This is a genomic window from Collimonas sp., from assembly GCF_035566555.1.
Taxonomy (GTDB): domain Bacteria; phylum Pseudomonadota; class Gammaproteobacteria; order Burkholderiales; family Burkholderiaceae_D; genus Collimonas.
In genome coordinates, this window is the sequence record NZ_DATMRB010000157.1 from 1 (window position 1) to 19,101 (window position 19,101).

Sequence of the window (19,101 nt, forward strand, 5' to 3'; positions counted from 1 at the left end):
GAAGCCACCGGCAAGGAAAACATGGAGGGCGCGCTGGCCTATTTCGCGTGGGTCAACGCCCAGGGCGGCATCTATGGCCGCAAAATCGAACTGAAGTCTTATGACGACCAGCGCAAGCCGGAAACCACCAGGCTGAATACCGAGAAGCTGCTGAAAGAAGATAACGCGCTGGCGCTGTTCGGCTATCGCAGCACGCCGACGGTGGAAGCCGTGCTGCCGCTGCTGCTGAGCGAGAAGGCGCCGCTGATCGCGCCGTTTTCAGGCGGCCAGAGCCTGCACCAGCCGTTCAACCCCTATTTGTTCAATCTGCGCGCCAGCTACCAGGCGGAGACCGCGAAAATGATCGAGCTGTTCGGTTCGCTCGGCATCCGCAAGGTGGCGATCCTGTACCAGGACGACAGCTTCGGCAAGGATGGCCTGGCGGGCTTCCAGCGCAACCTGGCGGCGCATAAGCTGAGCGCGCTGGTGACTGCCAGCTACGACCGCAAGGATTTGAAGGTGGAACCGGCAGTCAGCGCGATTGCCGCCGCCAATCCGCAGGCAGTCCTGATGGCGTGCACGCCGTCAGCCTGCGCCGACTTCGTCAAGCAGATGCACAAGAAGGGTGCGCATCCAAGCTTCATGATGCTCTCCAACGTCAGTTCCGAGACCTTCTTTGAATCGCTGGGCGACGACGGCCGCGGGGTCAGCGTCATGCAGGTGATGCCTTACCCCAAAGACTTTGCCGCGGCCGCCACCCGCGAATTCCAGAGCGTGCTGAAGGGCATGGCCAAGCCGCCGCCCATTTCCTACTCGACGTTCGAGGGCTTCGTGGCGGCCAAGCTGCTGACCGAAGGCTTGCGCCGGGCCGGCCCCAACCCCACCAGGCCGAAGCTGATTGCCGCGCTGGAGACGATCCGCGACTACGACCTGGGCGGCGTCAGGGTGTCGTATTCACCGGACAATCACGACGGTTCGACATTTGTCGAAATGATCATGGTCGGCAAGCGCGGCGCCATTCTGCACTGATGCCGGCGGCTGCTCGGCAAGCCGCTTCAATCGGCGAAGCCGGCAGGATTCTGCGACTGCCAGCGCCAGGAATCGCTGCAGATCGACTCCAGGTTTTCCTTCGCACGCCAGCCTAGCAGTTCGGCCGCCAGGCCGGGATCCGCATAGCACGATGCAATATCGTCCGGACGGCGCGGCGCCATGTCGTAAGGCACCTGCTGGCCGCTGGCTTTTTCGTAGGCGGCAATCACTTCCAGCACGCTATAGCCGCGGCCGCTGCCGATATTCGCAGTCAGGCTCTGCTGTTTCTCCTGCAGATAATCGAGCGCCGCCAGGTGTGCCTTGGCGAGGTCGACCACATGGATATAGTCGCGCACGCCGGTGCCGTCGGCGGTCGGGTAATCGCCGCCGAATACAGGCAAACTGGTGCTGCGCCTGGCTGCGACCCGGGCGATATAGGGCATCAGGTTATCCGGATTGCCGCGCGAGTCTTCACCGATCAGGCCGCTCTTGTGCGCGCCTACCGGATTGAAATAGCGCAGATAGGCGATCTTCCAGCGCGGGTCCGACTGTTCCAGGTCGCGCAGTATCTGCTCGCCGATCAGTTTGGTCTGGCCATAAGGATTCGAGGCCGACAGGGGAAAGTGCTCCAGGATCGGCAGCGTGGCCGGATCGCCATACACCGATGCCGATGAACTGAAAACCATGTTCTGGACGCCGGCATCGCGCATCGCAGTACACAGCGTCAGCAAGCTGTTCAGGTTGTTGGCATAGTATTCGAGCGGCTTGGCAACGGATTCCCCGATCGATTTCAACGCGGCGAAATGGATGGTGGCGCCGATCCGGTAATCCTGGAACAAGCGTTCGGTACTGGCGCGGTCGCACAGATCCGCGTGCACGAAAAGCGGCGTCTTGCCGGTGATTTTCTTGATGCGGTCGAGCACCAGCGGGCTGCTGTTGGCCAGGTTGTCGACGCCGACCACCTGATGACCGGCCTCCAGCAGCTCAACCCAGGTATGGGAGCCGATATAGCCGGTCGCGCCGGTGAGCAAGATAGCTGCGTTCATATTGTCTTTAAGGCAAAGTAAAAATGGATCCAGGCACAGAGAGTAAGTAGTTTTTTGAATGCGGGCAATCGCGGCCTGCCGAAACGCGCGAAATAATCTTCCTGGCATCCCGCGGGCAATGCCAGTTAGTCAATTATTTGCCGTGCCAGCCGGCTGCGGCGGCAGAAAATCGGCTAAAGCGGGATATCCCCGCTGATCTGGCTCGCCGCCAGCAGCAAATGCAAAGCCCCTTTAGAATGCATGACAATCCGGATTTTTAGAAGGAAGCCGAGTGCAATCCATCATTTCAGTCAACAACCTGACCAAGACCTACGCATCTGGGCACAGTGCGTTAAAAGGCATCAACCTGGAGATACGGCGCGGCGAGATCTTCGCGCTGCTGGGGCCTAACGGCGCCGGCAAGACCACCCTGATCAACATCATCTGCGGCATCGTCAACCCCAGCCAGGGCCATGTCCTGGCGGATGGCCATGACGTCGTGCGTGACTACAAGGCGGCGCGCTCGCGCATCGGCCTGGTGCCGCAGGAACTTTCCACCGATGCCTTTGAAAGCGTGTGGGCCACGGTGACGTTCAGCCGCGGCCTGTTCGGCAAGGCCCCGCATCCGGCGCATATAGAGAAAATCTTGCGCGATTTGTCGTTGTGGGACAAGAAGGATGCCAAGATCCGTACCCTGTCCGGCGGCATGAAGCGGCGCGTGATGATCGCCAAGGCGCTCTCGCACGAGCCGCAGATCCTGTTCCTGGACGAGCCTACCGCCGGCGTCGACGTCGAGCTGCGGCGCGACATGTGGGAAATGGTCCGCGGCCTGCGCGAGAACGGCGTCACCATCATCCTGACTACCCACTATATCGAAGAAGCCGAGGAAATGGCCGACCGCATCGGCGTCATCCGCAAGGGCGAGATCATCCTGGTGGAAGACAAGGCGGTGCTGATGGCAAAGCTCGGCAAGAAGCAGCTGAAGCTGCACCTGCAGCGGCCGCTGTCCAGCATTCCCGATGGGCTAGGGGGCAACCAGCTGGAGCTTTCGGCCGACGGCAACGAGCTGATCTATACCTTTGACGCCCAAAGCGAGCAGACCGGCATCGCCGGCCTGCTGCGCCAGCTGAGCGAGCATGGCATCGATTTCAAGGACTTGCAGTCCAGCCAAAGCTCGCTGGAAGAAATTTTCGTCAACCTGGTGAAAGCATAAACATGAACCTGCACTCTATCCGCGCAATCTATATGTTCGAGATGGCGCGCACCGGGCGCACGCTGATGCAGAGCATCGCTTCGCCGGTGATTTCCACCGCCCTGTATTTCGTCGTGTTCGGCGCCGCCATCGGCTCGCACATGGTCAGCATCAACGGCGTCAGCTATGGCGCTTTCATCATTCCCGGCCTGATCATCATGTCGCTGATGACGCAAAGCACGGCGAATGCCTCGTTCGGCATCTATATGCCGAAATTTTCCGGCACTATCTATGAAGTCTTGTCCGCGCCTATCTCCAGCGTCGAAATCGTCGGCGGCTATGTCGGCGCCGCCGCCACCAAATCGGTGATCCTCGGCCTGCTGATCCTGGCCACGGCGCGGGTCTTCATTTCTTTCGAGATTGCGCATCCCTGGTGGATGATCGCCTTCCTGGTGCTGATCGCCGTCACCTTCAGCCTGTTCGGCTTCATCATCGGGATCTGGGCCGACGGCTTTGAAAAGCTGCAGCTGATTCCGCTGATGATCGTCACGCCGCTGTCCTTCCTGGGCGGCAGCTTCTATTCGATCAACATGCTGCCGCCGTTCTGGCAAAAGATTGCCTTGTTCAATCCGGTGGTGTACCTGATCAGCGGCTTCCGCTGGAGCTTCTACGGCGTTTCGGACGTCAACGTCCTGATCAGCGCCGGCATGGCGCTGGCCTTCCTGGCGCTGTGCATGGCGGCGCTGTGGTGGATCTTCAAGACCGGCTACCGCCTCAAGGGTTAAGAATCAAGAGTTAAGAAAATTGCCAGACGGATTCATGATGGGGTCATATTTGGGATACATAATCCCGACATTGCGTTACCCGGCCGTTACATAAGCCAGGGTTACGCACCCCACATGACGAACGCGCCATCCAAGGCGCGTTCTATTTTCCGGAGACTGTTTGATGATCAAGAATATTGGCAGGCCGGCCCTGGCCGCCATTGCCGCAATGACCGTGGCTGCCTGCGGCAGCAGTTCCACCCCTCTGACGCAGCAGACGCCTGAGGGCAGCGTACTCAAGATGGCGATCCTTGAAACCACCGATATCCATTCCAATGTGCTGGGCTATAACTACTACGCGCTGACGCCTGACGCTACCCTCGGCCTGGACCGCACGTCGACCCTGATCCAGGGTGCCCGTGCCGAAAACCCGAACAACGTGCTGTTCGACGACGGCGACGTCATCCAGGGCACTTTGCTGGGCGATTACCAGGCCCAGGCCACGCCGGTCGGCTGCAACGGCACGCTGGCGGTGCACAAGGCGATGAACGCCCTCAAGTACGATGGCGGCGGCATCGGCAACCACGAATTCAATTACGGCCTGGGATTCCTCAGCCAGATCACCAATTCCGATTTCGGCGTCACTGGCGTCGCCAAACCGGCAGGCACCTGCGGCGCACCGGCTTTCCCGCTGGTGCTGTCTAACGTCAACAGCGTCGCCAGCCAGAAGCCGATTTTCAATCCCTATGCAGTGATTCCCAAGCAGTTCGCGGCCACCACGCCGGATGGCAAGAGCATCCAGGTGCCGCTGAAAGTCGGCATTCTGGGCTTCGTGCCGCCGCAGATCATGGACTGGGACCAGAAAAACCTGGCCGGCAAGGTATATGTCAACGGCGTCCAGGAAAGCGCCAACCAGTACGTGCCGCAATTGCGCAGCGCCGGCGCCGATGTGGTGGTGGCGCTGTCGCATGGCGGCCTGGATGCCTCGCCTTACAGCCCGAAGATGGAAAACGGCAGCTTGTATCTCTCGACCACCGGCATCGATGCGCTGCTGGTCGGCCACTCGCACTTGATTTTCCCGGCCGCCAAGGAGGCCAAGGCGCCGGCGCTGGATGCCTCGCTGGCAGCCTTGCCGGCCAATATTGTCGACAGCAAGAACGGCTTCGTCAACAATGTGCCGACCGTGATGGCGCAGAGCTGGGGCCGGCGTCTCGGCATCATCCAGCTGACTTTGAAATTCACTGGCGGTAAATGGGTGATTCAGAAGCCGCTGACCACGGTCGAGGCGCGCGGCTTCAAATACACCGATGGCGTCACCAGCGTGGCGGCCGATCCTGCCATTGCGACGCTGGTCGACAGCGAGCACAAGGCGACCATCGCTTATGCCCAGCAACCGCTCGGCACCACCACTGACTTCGAAATGTCGTCTTACTTCTCGCTGGCAGGCGATGTCGGCGCGATCCAGATCGTCAACCAGGCGCAGATCGACTACGTCAAGAATTTCATCGCAAATTCTACCGACGCGACGCTCTCCAGCTACAAGAACATCCCGGTGATCTCTTGCAGCGCGCCGTTCAAGGCGGGCCGCAACGGCCCGTCGGATTTCACCGATGTCGCGCCGAATGCATCCAAGGCGAGTCCTTTCTCCCTGCAGGTGCGCAATCCGGGCGATCTCTACCTGTATAGCAACAACAATCTCCAGGCAGTGAAAATCAAGGGTTCCGACCTCAAGAACTGGCTGGAAACCTCGGCCTCGCAGTTCGGCAAGATCGATCCCAACGCCACTGCGGAGCAAGACCTGGTGCCGTCATACTCGACCATCTACAATTACGACGTGTTCTATGCCGAAGGCAATGCGATGCAATACCAGATCGACGTCACCCAGCCGGTCGGCAGCCGCATCGTCAACCTGGCTTACCAGGGCAAGCCGGTTGCCGCCAGCGATGACTTCATCGTCGCCACCAATGACTATCGCGCCGGTGGCGGCGGCAACTTCCCTGGCATCGACGGCAGCAAGACCATCATCAAGTCGCCCGATGCCAGCCAGGCCGTGGTCAGCAGCTATCTGCAAAAACTGGGCAAGGTCACGCAAGCGAATAACGGCAGCGGCCAGAGCTGGAGCTTTGTCAAGGTAGCCACCAAGGGACCGGTGATCCTGCGGTCGACCCCCGGCAAGCTGGCGGTGGCGCAAGCGCTCGGCCTTAGCCGCGTCGCTGCCGAGGGTGCGCTGGATCCCAGCGGTTTTTCCAAGTACGCGATTGATTTGAGTAAATAAGCTGAGTAAATAAGCGCGGCCGGCGAGGTCGGCCGACATGTCCGATCTACCAAGCCCCGTTACGCGGGGCTTGTCTTGTTTGATAAAGATGAAAACATATTCCCATCTGCCGGCGGCGCTGGTGTTCGGATTGCTGCTTGCCGCCTGCGGCGACCGGCCGCCGGCCATGCCGGGCAGCGCGCAGCTGGAAAGCCTGGGCGTGCTGGCCAGGCAGGGCCGGCAGGCATCTGCTGTCGATCAGTTGCAAGCCTGGGCAGAGCGTGGCTCGCCTATCGCCCAACGCGAACTGGCCCTGGCCTACGAAGACCAGGCAGCCAGCGAGAAGGATGCGGCTTTCTGGCTGATCAAGGCGGCCCGGGGCGGGGATAAAGAAGCTGCTTTTGTCCTCGCCGGCGCCTACTACAACGGCAAGCTGGGCCTCGGCAAAGATCCTGTGCTGGCAGCGCAATGGTATGGAAAGGCAGCGGCGCAGGATGACGAAAGAGCGGCCTTGATGCTGTCGCGAATGGCCAAGTACGGCGAAGGCATGCCGCAAGACGTGAAACAGTCCGTGGCATGGCTGCAGCAAGCCAGCGCCCACGGCAGCGCCCAAGCCATGTTCCTGCTTTCCAACGCCTATGCCTCAGGCGACGGCGTCGCCCAGGACCTGGCGCTGGCGCACAGCTGGCTGGAAAAATCCGCGCAGGGCGATTTTCCGCCGGCGCTGCAGTCGCTGGCGCTGGCCATGGATGGCAGCAGTCCAAATGCAGAGAAAAATCCTGAGCGTTCCTATCATTTGCTCAAGGAAGCGACTGAAGAACGGCGCATGCACTGGGACAAGGCGCAATAATTCAGCGCCTGCGGCAGGGTCCGCATGCCGCTAAACAAATCGACCGCTGCTGCCGATAACTATAAAAACGGCAGGGGACGGCATGGAACTATCAGCAGCAGGAGTCGCGATCGCGGTGGCCGTGATAATCATGGCCCTGAGCGGCTGTTATTACGTCTACAGGAAGAGACAGGGCGACAATGCCGCCCACCATGACGTCACCTCGATCACGCGCAGCCTGGTCAGCAGCAAGGCTGGCGCCGACCGCACCAGCGCACTGCTGCGGGCCTGCGGCGGTGACCGCAAGCAGGCGGAACGCCTGATCCGGCAAGAAAAACAGAAGGCGGCCGGCATCAGCCATGCCGAAGCCGTCCGCCGCGCCCTGCAGCGCCTGCTGGAAAACGGCTGACTCAATAAGCCAGCCAGAGCCTGTTTGCCTAGCTGCCGACAGCGGCCAGCGGCGCCGGCATGGTTTTCTGCTGGATGCTGTTAAGCCAGGCGGTCCAGAACGCAGCCGATGCATCTTCAAAGCCGGGGCCGAACTGTTCGGTGTCGGCGCGCAAGCGTGCGGGGTCGATATCCTGCGTATGGGCCAGTTCGTGCGCATGGCCGATCAGCCAGCGCTCGATCATGCGGATATCGAACTCGGGATGAAACTGCAAGGCCAGGCAGTTGCGGCCCCAGGCGAACGCCTGGTTGCGATAGCGGCCGCTGGCGGCAAGGTGCTTCGCGCCCTTGGGCAGGTCGAAAGTGTCGCCGTGCCAGTGCAGCATCCTGATCCCGGCGCCTATCAGTTTGCGGATATAAGGGCGCTCATCCGCATCTTCGCCTGCGCTCAAATGCTCCCAGCCGATTTCCTTGCCGGCCGTGCCCGGGTAGACCCGCGCATGCAGGGCCGCCGCCATCAGTTGCGCGCCTAGGCAAATGCCGAGCGTCGGCAGGTCTTCCAGCATGCGCGCGCGCAGCCACGCCACCTCGGTGTTCATATACGGGTAGGTCTTGAAATCGTAGACCGAGACCGGGCCGCCGAGCACGATCACCAGGTCTGGATTCAGCGGCGAGGTGGTGGCGAACGAAGCGACGCCGACCTCGAAATAGCTGACGTCGAAGCCGCGCTGGCTCAATAGGGGCGCCAGCTGCCCCAGGTCTTCAAATGAAACGTGCCTGAGCACGAGTGCGGTTTTCATGGCGCTTTCAGGCTTTCTTTAACATTTTTGCAAATGGCTCTTGTCCGGCGCTGCGGCGCTTTGCCGCAGCCGACGATGACAGATTCGCTATATTTTAGCGTATACAACGATGCCGTCATAGGGCGGACCGGAATCCGCAGGCACGGCGCCGGCGAGTTTGCGCACATCCCTGTCGCTTTGGCCTATCCGGCGTTCGCATCTTCTCTATATACCAAAGAATATAGCGAAGCCAGGATTTAGCGCCTATTCTTTCCTTGGCTTGCGGCGCAGTGGCGCTGGCCGGCCGCAAGCGTATCTTGGCAGGAAAACCATAATCAGCGTTTGCCCCTATGGGGAATTTGCAGCTTGCCTCATGGGCGCGCTATAAATTAACTTGGAGAATTGATGTCATATGTGCCTATTTCTATAGCAACCGGATCGCAATACCAGCAACGCCAGCAAGCTCAGCAACGTGAACAACACAGCGCGCCCGACATCAGCCCGCCGCGCGACAGCACCTTCCACCCGGAAGACTGGAAAATCCTCAGCAAATTCTGGTATCCCGTCGCCTTTTCCTCTGACCTGACCGACAAGCCGATCGCCGTGCGCCTGCTGGACGAGCGCCTGGTTGCCTACCGCGCCGAGGGCAGGGTGGTGATCGCCAAGGATATGTGCGCGCATCGCGGCGTGCCCCTGAGCCTGGGCTGGGTCGAGGGCGGAAACATCGTCTGCCCGTATCACGGACTGCGCTACGGGCCGGACGGCAAATGCCGCCATATCCCGTCGCAGCCCGACGGCCATATTTCCGAGCGCCTGAAGATCTGCATGTATCCGGCGCAAGAGCGCTACGGCCTGATCTGGACCTCGCTCGGCGGCGGCCACGAAGCCTTCCCGGAATTCCCGGCCTGGGATGATCCGGCTTTCCAGCAGATCCTGCCGCCGTCGATCGATATCGCCGCTTCTGCCGGACGGCAGGTCGAGGGCTTCATCGACGTCGCCCATTTCGCCTGGATCCATGAAGCGACCTTCGCCGACCGCAACAATCCCTTTGTGCCGCAATATGCCGCCGAGCGCACCGAGAGAGGCATGCACGCCGAATACATCAGCACGGTCAGCAATTTTCCCAAGCGCATGCAGCACCGCGCGCCGCTGGATTATCAGTGGCGCCGCGTGTTCAATATCGAACTGCCGTTTACCGCCAGCCTGACGGTCGATTTCCCCGAAGGCGGCGTGCTGTCGATCCTGAACGCCGCCAGTCCTGTATCGGCGCGCTCGACGCGCCTGTTCGTTCCGATCACGCGCAACTTCGACAAGGACCAGCCCTTGCAAGAGGTGTACGACTTCAACCGCCAGATTTTCGAAGAAGACCGAGCGATCGTGGAAACCCAGCGGCCCGACGACCTGCCGCTGGATAGGGGCGTCGAGGCGCATATCCTGGCTGACCGTTCTTCGGGCGCCTATCGCCGCGCCATGAGCCTGCTTGGCCTCGGCAGCGCCTATTCAGGCTAAGTCTCCCGCAACTCCGTGTAGGCAAGATCGCCGCCGGCGCCGTGCAGACGCCGTCTCTCATCGCCCTGGCCAGGTGCCGAGAGCGGCTGCATGGCGCCGCGGCAATCCGGATCACGGCAAGAACCAACGTTATATCGAAGAGAACAATATGCGCAAATGGGAATGTGTAGTGTGCGGCTTCCAGTACGACGAAGCCGAAGGCATGCCGGAGCACGGCATCGCGCCGGGGACCAGCTGGGAAGACGTCCCGGACACATGGTTCTGTCCTGACTGCGGCGTCGCCAAAGCAGAATTCGAGATGGCGCCGGTCTAGACAGTCCCATCGTCCCCCATCAACCAAGAGGTTTCATCATGGCACCAATCATCATCATCGGCAGCGGCATGGCCGGTTATACCGTGGCGCGCGAGTTCCGCAAGCTGAACCGGCAAACGCCGCTCACCATCGTCAGCCGCGATTGCGGCAGTTTTTATGCCAAGCCCATGCTGTCGAATGCTTTTCAACAGGGCAAAGACATGGCCGGGCTGGTCAATTTCACAGCACAGCAAATGGCCGAACAGCTGGATGCCACCATTCTCAGCCACATCGAAGTCGAAGCGATTGAACCGAATAGCCGCAGCATTACCGTGACCGGGCAGCGCCTGTCCTATAGTGCGCTGGTATTGGCTGTGGGAGCAGACCAGCGCCAGCTCAAGCTGGACGGCGACGGCGCCGCCGACGTCATGACGGTCAACGACCTGGCCGATTACGGCCGTTTCCGCCAGGCCCTGAACGGCATCCGCCGCGTCGCCATCCTCGGCGCCGGCCTGATCGGCTGCGAATTCGCCAACGACCTGGCCAACGCGCAGTTCGAGGTAGCGCTGGTCGATCCGGCCGCATGGCCGCTGAGCCGCCTGCTGCCGCAGCAGGCCGGGCAAGCCATGGCCAACGCCTTGGCCGGACTCGGGGTAGCGCTCCATCTGGGTAAGACGCCGCAGGCCATCACCCGGCGCGGCGCTGGCTACACCTTGCACATGGCGGACGGCGAAACCCTGGAGGTCGAACGGGTAGTGGCGGCGGTCGGACTGGCGCCACGGCTGGAACTGGCGCGCAAGGCCGGGCTGTTCGTCGACCGCGGAATCGTCACCAACGCCTGGCTCTACACCAGCGCGGAACAGGTGTATGCCTTGGGCGATTGCGCGGAAGTGGACGGTTTGCTGCTGCCGTACGTCATGCCGATCATGCAGGCAGCGCGGGCACTGGCCAAAACACTCAACGGCGAGCCGACCCGCGTGGTGTACCCCGCCATGCCGGTGGTGGTGAAAACGCCGGCGCTGCCGGCCGTGATCGTGCCGCCGCTGTTGTCGGACGGCCGCTGGGAACCGGCGGAAGCCTGGCGGGCAGAGGGCATCGTCACCGGCATGCGCGCGGTGTACACCAACCAGCAGGAAGAAGTATGCGGCTTTGCCTTGCTGGGCGACTGCGTCAAGGAAAAGGGCGTCATGCTGAAAACCCTGGAACCCTGGCGGCCTTGAAGCGGCGGCAGGCTGGCTACCAGTCGGCCAGGCCGTCTTTGGTGTTTTGTTCGGCCCTGGCCGCGCAGATGCGGTAGTCGCTTTCATCGAGGATGGAGAAGCCGGTGATGCGCATGGTTTCCAGGCTAGTGCGCAGTTCCGGCGCCTGGCAGCATACGCTTAGGGCCTGCCGTAGTTGCGCCAATACCGTTGCAGACGTGCCCAGCGCGGTAATCAGCGGCAGGCCGGGCATGGGTTCGGTAAAGCCGATGGCGGCAAGCCTGTCGAAAACGGCGGGTTCCTGCTGCCGCAGCAGGAAAGCGCTGACGCAATCGAGGGCGGCGATGTCGGCCGCGCCAGCGGCGACCATCTGCGCCGAGCGGCGATGCGCGCCGCTGAAGCGCACCTGGGAAAAGAAGCGGCCGTCGCGCGCCAGCGGCGCCACCGCGGTGCGCAATGCATGAAAGCCGGATTGCGAATGCCGTTCGTTGCAGACGGCGACGGTGTCGTGATACTCAGGCAAGGACGTGCGCCGCTCGTCTTTGCGTACCAGCAAGACGCTGCTGTAAGCACTCAGTTGGCAGCCGGGTACATCGAAATGAAACGCCCCGACCACCTGCATCTTGCCGCGCAGCAGGGTAGAAACCGGATAGCCGCACGCCTGGCTCAGCAGCAGATCGTGACGCTGCCAGTGCTCAGGCAAGTCGTCAGGCTGCGCCAGCTCCTGCGGCAGGCCGTCGATGCCTGCCTGCTGCAAGCTGGCGCGCAAGGCGGCCCAGAACGTTCGCAGGCTATCTGCCGGAAACGGATACATCGGCAGGGCGCAGATCATGCTTGCGCCTGCTCTTGCAAAGCCGCGCCGGAACGCGGCGTCCAGCGGCGCGCCAGCAATTCAAACAGCTGGTCGGCCACGATCGCCAGCAGGCCGACCAGCAGCGCACCCTGGATCACGTAGGCAGTATTGAAGCCGCTGAGGCCGACAATGATCGGCAAGCCCAGGGTTTTCGCGCCGACCGTCGAGGCTACCGCGGCGGTGCCGATATTGATCACGATCGAGGTGCGCACGCCTGCCAGTATCACCGGCGCCGCCAGCGGCAGTTCGACCCGCCACAGGATCTGGCGGCGGCTCATGCCGATCCCGCGCGCCACTTCCAGCACCGGCTGCGGGACGGAAGACAAGCCGGTGAGCGCGCCTTGCGCCACCGGCAGGATGCCGTACATCACCAGCGCGATCAGGGCCGGCGTTTCGCCAAAGCCGACCAGCGGCACGGCCACCGCCAGCACCGCCACCGGCGGAAACGACTGGCTGATGGCCAATACCGTTTCCAGCAGCGAGCGGAAGGCCTTGCCGGCCGGCCGCGTCACCAGCAAGCCGGCGCCGACGCCGCCCAGCACAGCAATGCCGCCTGAGATGGCGACTATGCGCAAATGCGCCAGCACCAGGGTGAGAAACGAGTCCTGCAGATAGATGGGACGTTCCAGCTCCGGAAACACAGTGTTGAACAGCGGTCCCGCCAGCGGCATGCCGAAGATCAGGCCGGCCAGCAACAGGCTGCTGATGACCAGCCCGCGATAGCGATGCACGAAGCTGCCTGGGCGTTTCATGTCCGCTCCGCCAGCAAATCGGCAAAATGCAGCACGCCGGCCGGCTGCCCGTGCTGATCGACTACCGGCAGGCTGTACACCTTGCGTGTGATGAAAGCGGACAGCGCCTCCCGCAGGGTGTCGTCGCTGCGCAGCGGCTCCCCCGGAATCGGCGCTTCGGCGCGCACCCGGGTGGCGATCTTGTCCAGCCCGAGCAGGCGTACGCCGACATCGCTCTGGCCGACGAAGTCGCGCACCAGTTCGCTGGCGGGCGCCAGCAGGAAATCGCGCGGCTGCCCCTGCTGGACGATGCGGCCATGGTCCAGCAGGATGATCCGTTCGCCCAGCGCCAGCGCTTCATCGATATCGTGGGTGACCAGGACGATGGTCTTGCCGGAACTGGCGTGGATACTGGCAAGCTCCTGCTGCAAGCTGCTGCGGGTGACCGGATCGAGCGCGCCGAACGGCTCATCCATCAGCAGCACTTCGGGATCGGCCGCCAGCGCGCGCGCCACGCCCACCCTTTGCTGCTGGCCGCCGGACAGCTGGTGCGGATAGCGGCCCCGGAAGGTGTCGGGCGCCAGGTGCAGCAGGGTCAACAGTTCGTCGACGCGCTGCCGGATGCGCGCCTTGGGCCAATTCAGCAGGGTCGGCACGGCGCCGATGTTCTGTTCCACGGTCCAGTGCGGAAACAGGCCGACCGACTGGATCGCATAACCGATGCGGCGCCGCAGCTGTTCCGGCGAATAGCCGGCGATATCGTTGCCCAGCAGGCGGATATTGCCGCTGTCCGGCTCGAGCAGGCGATTGAACAGCTTCAGCAGGGTCGACTTGCCGGAACCTGAGCTGCCGATCAGCACCGCCAGCTCGCCGGCCTTGATGCTCAGCGAGACGTCGCTGAGCGCGGGGCGGTCGTCGAACGACTTGCTGATATTCTCGATTTCAATCATTGATTTTCCTGAATTTTCCTGGTGAGCAATGCAATCGCCACCTTGAACGCGGCATCGACGCAGATCGCCAGCAGCACCACCGGGATCACCCCCAGCAGCACCAGGTCCAGCGCACTGCTGGCCATGCCCTGGAACATCAGGGTGCCGAAGCCGCCGGCGCCGATCAGCGCGGCCACTTCCACCAGCCCTACGGCCTGCACGGTGGTGACCCGTACGCCGTTAAGGAATACCGGCAGCGCCAGCGGCAGTTCGACCTGGAAAAAGATCTGCGAGGCAGACATGCCGATGCCGCGCGCCGCTTCGCGTACCGCGGCGGGCACCTGCTCCAGTCCCGCCACGGCGCTGCGGGTCATCGGCAGCAGCGAGTAGAGTATCAGCGCCAGCAAGGCCGGCGCCATGCCGATGCCGCTGATGCCGCTGCGCGGCAGCAGCAGGCCAAGCAGGGTCAGGGGACCGATCAGCAAGCCGAACAAGGCAATCGAGGGAATCGTCTGGATCACGTTCAGCAGCGGAAACAGCAGCTTGCGCAGGCGCTGGCCGCGGAAGGCCAGGGCGCCGCAACTGGTGCCGATAACCACCGCAGGCAATACCGAAAACAGCACCAGCTGCAGATGCCGCAGCAGCGCCTGGTCGAAGCTGTCCAGATGGTTGTGATACTCCTTCAGCAGCGACAGGCTGTCCGGCTGGCCGCTCAGCAGCAGCCCGAGTGCCGGCAATGAGGCTAGCGCCACCACCGCGACCTGGATCGGGACGGAGAGCTGCAGGCCGCGCAAGGCCTCGGCCAGCTGCAGCCAGGCGACCAGCGCCAGCAGCCAGAATGCGCCGCCGAACGAAACGCGCGCCAGCGAGCCTTCGGCACCGCTGCGTACAGCGGCTTCCTGCCCGGCCAGCGCCAGCAAGCCGCAGCTCAGCAGGGCAGCCGCGACTATCAGCAATAGCCGGCTGACACGACTCGGACGCAGCCACGGCGCGGTTAGCAGCGGCAAGGCTGGGATCGCCAGCAGCCAGTATGAGCTGGCGTGGCCGAACAATTCGTACAGAGAGATGCCATGACCGCTGAGCAGCCGGTTCGGAGCAAACGTGAGCAGCGGCAAGCCGGCGGCGGCGAGGACGGCCACCGCCAGCAGCAGCAGGTGTACCGGATTTTGCAGTCTGATCGAGAGCGGAGCCAGTGCGCCGGACCGCTGCGGCGGGGTCACCAGGCGCTCTGCCGTCATTTAATAAAGCCTTTGCTGCGCAGATAGTCGGCGGCGACCTTGCGCGCGTCGCGGCCTTCGATGGCGATGCCGGCGTTGAGTTTTTGCAGGGTCACGCTATCCAGCGAGTTGAATACCGGCTGCAGCAAGGCGGCAATCCTGGGTTCCCTGGCCAGCGCGTCGCTGCGGATTACCGGCGCCGGCGCGTAGACCGGCTGCACTGACTTGACGTCATCCAGCGTCACGAGGCCGAGGGCCGCCACCGCACCGTCGGTGCCGTACACCATGGCGGCGTTGACGCCGGAGGTCTGTTCCGCGGCGGCCTTGATGGTGGCGGCAGTGTCGCCGCCGGCCAGGGTCAGCAGCTGGTCCTGTTTCAGCTTGAAGCCGTAAGCGCCTTCAAACGCCGGCAAGGCGTCCGGGCGCTCGATGAATTCGGCCGAGGCAGCCAGCTTGATCTTGCCGCCCTGGCTGATCCAACGGCCGAGGTCGGTCATGGTCTTGAGCTTGTTGGCTTGGGCGATTTCCTGGCGGATTGCGATCAGCCAGGTGTTGTTGGCCGGCGAGGGCGTCAGCCATATCACGTGGTTCTTGTCGGCATCCAGCTTTTTCACCAGCTGATAGCCGGCGCTAGCGTTTTTCCAGGCCGGGTTGCTGCCGTCGGCAAAGAAGAAGGCGCCGTTGCCGGTGTATTCCGGATAGATATCGATGCCGCCGGCCAGCAGTGCGCCGCGCACCACCTTGGTGGTGCCGAGCTGCTGCCGGTTGACGGTCTTGATACCGTTGGCTTCCAGCACCAGCTGGATGACGTTGCCGAGCAATGCGCCTTCGGTATCGATCTTGGAGCCTACGCGGATCGGCTCGGCCGCCTGCGCAATGGAAGTGAACAGAGTAAAGAAGAATAGGATGGTCAGCTGGCGGAGAGAAAGATTCATGTGGACGTCAAGGTTGTCATACTGGCTCAGGCAAAAGGATGAACATCGGTAATCACAGGGGTGCTGCGATAGCGCCACAGCAGGCGGAGATAACCGCGTTCCACGAACCCATCCGACCGCTCCAGGTAGTTCTCGCGCTTGGCCAGGTAGGCCAGCCGCAGATGGAACCATGGCAGTCCGGGATGAAGGTGATGTACCAAATGATAATTCAGATTCAGGAATAAGAGGCGCCAAGGCCAGGCAGCTTCGTTTATGACCGAGCGCCCATGCTCGGATTCTACCGCCCGGTGCTCGAACAGGGAGCGCACCATGGTCAGGCTCAGCGCCGGATAGGCGATCGCCAATATGTAATACAGGGGCGATATTCCGGCACGCTGCAGCAGGGCCAGCATGCCGGCCAGCAGCACAGCGTGGCCACCCCAGGCCCGCAGGGTTTTGCGGTCGCGCGTCTGCCATGCCGTGCGAACCGTGTGCGACCAGGCGAGCGCCGGACCGATCAGCAGGCGGCCGCCGGAAGTGTTGCGGAAGCGGCGCAAGCGCGCACCGTTGGCGCCGGCGTCTGCCTTGGATACGTAGTAGGTTTCCGGATCGATGCCGGGCAGGGTCAGGGTCTCGCTATTGTGGTGCGCAAGGTGGCTGTCGCGATAGACCGTATAGGGATACCACACGGCCAGCGGCAATTGGCCGAACAGGGCGTTGAAACGGGCGTTGCGGGTAGGGTGGCCGTGTATCAGCTCATGCTGCAGCGACATGTACCAGGCGCTCAGCACAATCAGCAAAGGCGTTCCCAGCCACGGTCCCAGCGCCTGCCAATGCAGCACGCAAGCCAGCCAGCCGCCGTAGATGGCGGCGATCAGGCCCCAGGTCGGCAATTCCAGGCGCGACCACCAGCCCGCTTTCGCGATATGGAAGCGCTGTTCCTCGGTCCGGCGGTCGAAAGACGGGATTGAGGGCGTGCGGGATGTAGATGGCATGGGCGGCTCTCAATTGATTTTCCGCCAATATATAGCGCGCCTCAGTGCTAACTGAACGAATCATTTTGAGCATCCATATGCGAATCCTGGCGCTACGTAAAAACCGCTGACTGCACATCGGGATTCCTTTTCCGAGGGATGGGCCGCGCAGTCGACAGTTTGTATAAAAGAAATTTATAGTTGTATTTTTACCACTCATTATTGCCATCAGACAAAACCTTGAAAGCATGCAAGAATGGCATCGCTCGGCAGTGGGAGCTGCCAGCGTGGATTTATTCAAACAAGGGGAATTGGATGCTTGATTTACAAAAGAAGAGTTTCATCAAGTTGGGTTTGATTGGATTTGGCCTGTTGATAGTAGTGCTGTGGGTGTGGCCATTCGGTTCGGTGCCGACCGGTAACCGCGGCGTGGTGACCTCGTTCGGCAAGATCGTCGGTATCGAGAATGAAGGGCTGGTGATCCTGCCGCCGTGGAAGAAACTGACCATCTTCAGCATCCGCGCCGAACGGGCCGACGTCGAAGACGCCGAGGGCAGCACTTCGGATACCCAGCCGGTCAAGGTCAGCATGACGGTGCGCTACTCGATTTCCACCAACAGCGTCGCCGAGGTGTATGAAAAATACAGCCATGACGGCGATCTCTCCTCTTACGTGCAGACCGCGACCCAGGAAGTATTCAAGGCCGTCACCGCGAAGTACAGCGCGCCGGACCTGATCGCCCGCCGTTCGCAGGTGAGCGTGGATATCAGCACGGCCTTGCGCGACAAGCTGAAAATCTACGGCGCCCAGGTGATCGGCATCGATATGCGGACTTTCTCCTTCTCGCCGTCCTATATGGCGGCGATCAACGAGAAAGTCACTCAGGAACAGCTGCGCCTCGGCGCGGAAAACAAGCTGAAGACTGTCGAGGCGGAGCAAAAGCAGAAGGTGGCGGTAGCGGAAGCCGAAGCGCAGGCGATGCGCGCCAGCGCTGACGGTGAAGCTTACTCCCAGTTGAAGATCGCCACCGCGCAGGCGGACGCGCTGAAGATCCAGAACGCGGCGCTGGCGCAAAACAAGGATGTGCTGGAGCTGCGCCGGATCGAGGTCGACATGGTCAGGGCCAAGCAATGGAAGGGCGACGTGCCGACCACGATGTACGGTTCGGCGCCGATTCCGTTCGTGACCAGCAAATAAGGCTGCCGATTGCTTGCTATCCGGGCTGCCGCAGTATTTGCGCAATGCGCTGCTGCAGAACCGGAATCAGCGCGCTTTCAAACCAGGGATTGCGGTTGATCCATAAATTGTTGCGCGGACTGGGATGGGGCAGCACGATGATGTCCGACGCCTGGTTTGGCCAGTCCTGGACCGCCTCCGTCAGGCTGGCGTAGCGGCCGGGAAAGTAGTGCGCCAGCGCATACTGCCCGATCACCAGGGTCAGCGCGATATGCGGCAGCTGCGCCATGATCCTGGACCGCCATTGCGGCGCGCATTCGGGGCGTGGCGGCAGGTCGCCCGCTTTGCCTGTGCCGGGATAGCAAAATCCCATAGGCAGGATCGCCAGCGCCTTTTCGTCGTAGAAGGTCTCCCGCCCGACGCCAAGCCAGGCGCGCAGTCTGTCGCCGCTGGCGTCGTCGAACGGAATGCCGGACAGATGGACTTTCTTGCCGGGCGCCTGGCCGGCGATCAGGATGCGCGCCTGTGGATCGGCCTGCAGCACCGGACGCGGGCCGAGCGGCAAGAGGCCGGCGCAGACCTGGCAGCCATGGATTTCCTTCAGCAAGGAGCGGAATGCACGGGTATTCATGGAAGTTATTCTATCCCAGCGGACCTTGGCCGCAAGCGCCGATAGCGATCAATGCGCGCTGGTGCGAGCCATTGGCTGTGCAATGCCGGCGTGCAGGTCTCCTTTTGTTAATATGTCGCTAGTGACTTAATCAGACAAGGAAGCCAGGACAATGGAATTCAGACATGCAACAGAGAAGGACCTGGCGTCGGTTGTGCGCCTGCTGGCCGACGATGCGCTGGGAGCCAAGCGCGAACGTTACGAACAACCCTTGCCGCAGGCTTATGTCGACGCTTTTGCGGCGATCCAGAAGCAGCACGGCAATTGCATTCTGCTGGCGCTTGAAAATGCGGAAGTGATCGGCTGCCTGCAGCTCACCTTGATACCCGGGCTGGCGCGGCTCGGCATGACCCGGGCGCAGATCGAAGGCGTACGCGTCTCCGCGGCGCACCGCGGCAA

20 protein-coding genes are annotated in these 19,101 nt (G+C 62.2%); 11 read left to right on the forward strand and 9 right to left on the reverse strand.

The window, feature by feature from the left end; all coding sequences use genetic code 11:
* A partial coding sequence (locus VNZ65_RS19300) for an ABC transporter substrate-binding protein (protein ID WP_325671890.1) occupies window positions 1-1,008 on the forward strand: 1,008 nt, incomplete at its 5' end.
* Between the two features lie 26 nt (window positions 1,009-1,034).
* Here VNZ65_RS19300 and galE read toward each other — a convergent pair.
* Window positions 1,035-2,054: a UDP-glucose 4-epimerase GalE gene (gene galE / locus VNZ65_RS19305; protein ID WP_325671892.1), complete on the reverse strand. Its 1,020-nt coding sequence runs from the start codon at window positions 2,052-2,054 to the stop codon at window positions 1,035-1,037.
* 271 nt (window positions 2,055-2,325) lie between these two features.
* On the opposite strand from galE, the gene VNZ65_RS19310 reads away from it, so the two are divergent.
* The 5 genes from VNZ65_RS19310 (at window position 2,326) to VNZ65_RS19330 (ending at window position 7,481) form a co-directional block, all read left to right on the forward strand.
* Complete coding sequence (locus tag VNZ65_RS19310; protein WP_325671894.1) at window positions 2,326-3,246, forward strand: ABC transporter ATP-binding protein; 921 nt, start codon at window positions 2,326-2,328, stop codon at window positions 3,244-3,246.
* Between the two features lie 2 nt (window positions 3,247-3,248).
* Window positions 3,249-4,010 (forward strand): ABC transporter permease, encoded by a 762-nt coding sequence (locus VNZ65_RS19315; protein ID WP_061940753.1) that lies wholly within the window; start codon window positions 3,249-3,251, stop codon window positions 4,008-4,010.
* A 163-nt stretch (window positions 4,011-4,173) separates the two neighbouring features.
* The gene (locus VNZ65_RS19320) at window positions 4,174-6,264 is read left to right on the forward strand and encodes a bifunctional 2',3'-cyclic-nucleotide 2'-phosphodiesterase/3'-nucleotidase (RefSeq protein ID WP_325671897.1); all 2,091 of its coding nucleotides are present in this window, start codon (window positions 4,174-4,176) and stop codon (window positions 6,262-6,264) included.
* Window positions 6,265-6,352: 88 nt separating this feature from the next.
* Complete coding sequence (locus tag VNZ65_RS19325; protein WP_325671899.1) at window positions 6,353-7,093, forward strand: tetratricopeptide repeat protein; 741 nt, start codon at window positions 6,353-6,355, stop codon at window positions 7,091-7,093.
* Between the two features lie 82 nt (window positions 7,094-7,175).
* Window positions 7,176-7,481, forward strand: a complete 306-nt coding sequence (locus VNZ65_RS19330) for a hypothetical protein (RefSeq protein WP_325671901.1) — start codon at window positions 7,176-7,178, stop codon at window positions 7,479-7,481.
* A 28-nt stretch (window positions 7,482-7,509) separates the two neighbouring features.
* Here the strand turns inward: VNZ65_RS19330 and VNZ65_RS19335 are convergent, their stop codons facing one another.
* Window positions 7,510-8,259 carry a glutamine amidotransferase gene (locus VNZ65_RS19335; protein ID WP_325671903.1) on the reverse strand — a complete coding sequence of 250 codons (750 nt, stop codon included), beginning with the start codon at window positions 8,257-8,259 and terminating at the stop codon, window positions 7,510-7,512.
* Window positions 8,260-8,652: 393 nt separating this feature from the next.
* Between VNZ65_RS19335 and VNZ65_RS19340 the strand changes: the two genes are divergently transcribed.
* From VNZ65_RS19340 to VNZ65_RS19350, 3 genes are all read left to right on the forward strand, one after another.
* Window positions 8,653-9,747: an aromatic ring-hydroxylating dioxygenase subunit alpha gene (locus tag VNZ65_RS19340; protein WP_325671905.1), complete on the forward strand. Its 1,095-nt coding sequence runs from the start codon at window positions 8,653-8,655 to the stop codon at window positions 9,745-9,747.
* Window positions 9,748-9,895: 148 nt separating this feature from the next.
* Window positions 9,896-10,060, forward strand: coding sequence for a rubredoxin (locus tag VNZ65_RS19345; RefSeq protein ID WP_325671907.1), 165 nt, complete (start codon window positions 9,896-9,898; stop codon window positions 10,058-10,060).
* A 38-nt stretch (window positions 10,061-10,098) separates the two neighbouring features.
* On the forward strand, window positions 10,099-11,259 hold the full coding sequence (locus tag VNZ65_RS19350) for an FAD-dependent oxidoreductase (protein WP_325671909.1): 1,161 nt from the start codon (window positions 10,099-10,101) through the stop codon (window positions 11,257-11,259).
* 16 nt (window positions 11,260-11,275) lie between these two features.
* Here VNZ65_RS19350 and VNZ65_RS19355 read toward each other — a convergent pair whose 3' ends face one another.
* From VNZ65_RS19355 to VNZ65_RS19380, 6 genes are read right to left on the reverse strand one after another with little or no spacing between them, the layout of a single operon-like run.
* Complete coding sequence (locus VNZ65_RS19355) at window positions 11,276-12,070, reverse strand: phosphate/phosphite/phosphonate ABC transporter substrate-binding protein (protein WP_325671913.1); 795 nt, start codon at window positions 12,068-12,070, stop codon at window positions 11,276-11,278.
* A complete protein-coding gene (locus VNZ65_RS19360) occupies window positions 12,067-12,843 on the reverse strand; it encodes an ABC transporter permease (RefSeq protein ID WP_325671915.1) in 777 nt (258 codons plus the stop codon). Before VNZ65_RS19360 ends, VNZ65_RS19355 begins: the two co-directional genes overlap by 4 nt.
* Window positions 12,840-13,772 carry an ABC transporter ATP-binding protein gene (locus VNZ65_RS19365; RefSeq protein WP_325671917.1) on the reverse strand — a complete coding sequence of 311 codons (933 nt, stop codon included), beginning with the start codon at window positions 13,770-13,772 and terminating at the stop codon, window positions 12,840-12,842. The genes VNZ65_RS19360 and VNZ65_RS19365 overlap by 4 nt, the downstream gene beginning before the upstream one ends.
* The gene (locus VNZ65_RS19370) at window positions 13,769-14,989 is read right to left on the reverse strand and encodes an ABC transporter permease (protein ID WP_325671919.1); all 1,221 of its coding nucleotides are present in this window, start codon (window positions 14,987-14,989) and stop codon (window positions 13,769-13,771) included. Before VNZ65_RS19370 ends, VNZ65_RS19365 begins: the two co-directional genes overlap by 4 nt.
* Window positions 14,986-15,903 (reverse strand): glycine betaine ABC transporter substrate-binding protein OsmF, encoded by a 918-nt coding sequence (gene osmF, locus VNZ65_RS19375; RefSeq protein WP_325671921.1) that lies wholly within the window; start codon window positions 15,901-15,903, stop codon window positions 14,986-14,988. The genes VNZ65_RS19370 and osmF overlap by 4 nt, the downstream gene beginning before the upstream one ends.
* A 26-nt stretch (window positions 15,904-15,929) precedes the next feature.
* Window positions 15,930-16,877: a fatty acid desaturase gene (locus VNZ65_RS19380; protein ID WP_325671923.1), complete on the reverse strand. Its 948-nt coding sequence runs from the start codon at window positions 16,875-16,877 to the stop codon at window positions 15,930-15,932.
* Window positions 16,878-17,171: 294 nt separating this feature from the next.
* On the opposite strand from VNZ65_RS19380, the gene VNZ65_RS19385 reads away from it, so the two are divergent.
* On the forward strand, window positions 17,172-18,053 hold the full coding sequence (locus VNZ65_RS19385) for a prohibitin family protein (RefSeq protein ID WP_325671925.1): 882 nt from the start codon (window positions 17,172-17,174) through the stop codon (window positions 18,051-18,053).
* A 16-nt stretch (window positions 18,054-18,069) separates the two neighbouring features.
* On the opposite strand, the gene VNZ65_RS19390 is transcribed toward VNZ65_RS19385, so the two are convergent.
* Window positions 18,070-18,663: a uracil-DNA glycosylase family protein gene (locus VNZ65_RS19390; protein ID WP_325671927.1), complete on the reverse strand. Its 594-nt coding sequence runs from the start codon at window positions 18,661-18,663 to the stop codon at window positions 18,070-18,072.
* Between the two features lie 151 nt (window positions 18,664-18,814).
* Between VNZ65_RS19390 and VNZ65_RS19395 the strand changes: the two genes are divergently transcribed.
* Window positions 18,815-19,101, forward strand: a 287-nt coding sequence (locus VNZ65_RS19395; protein ID WP_325671929.1) for a GNAT family N-acetyltransferase, incomplete at its 3' end; no start/stop codon positions are given.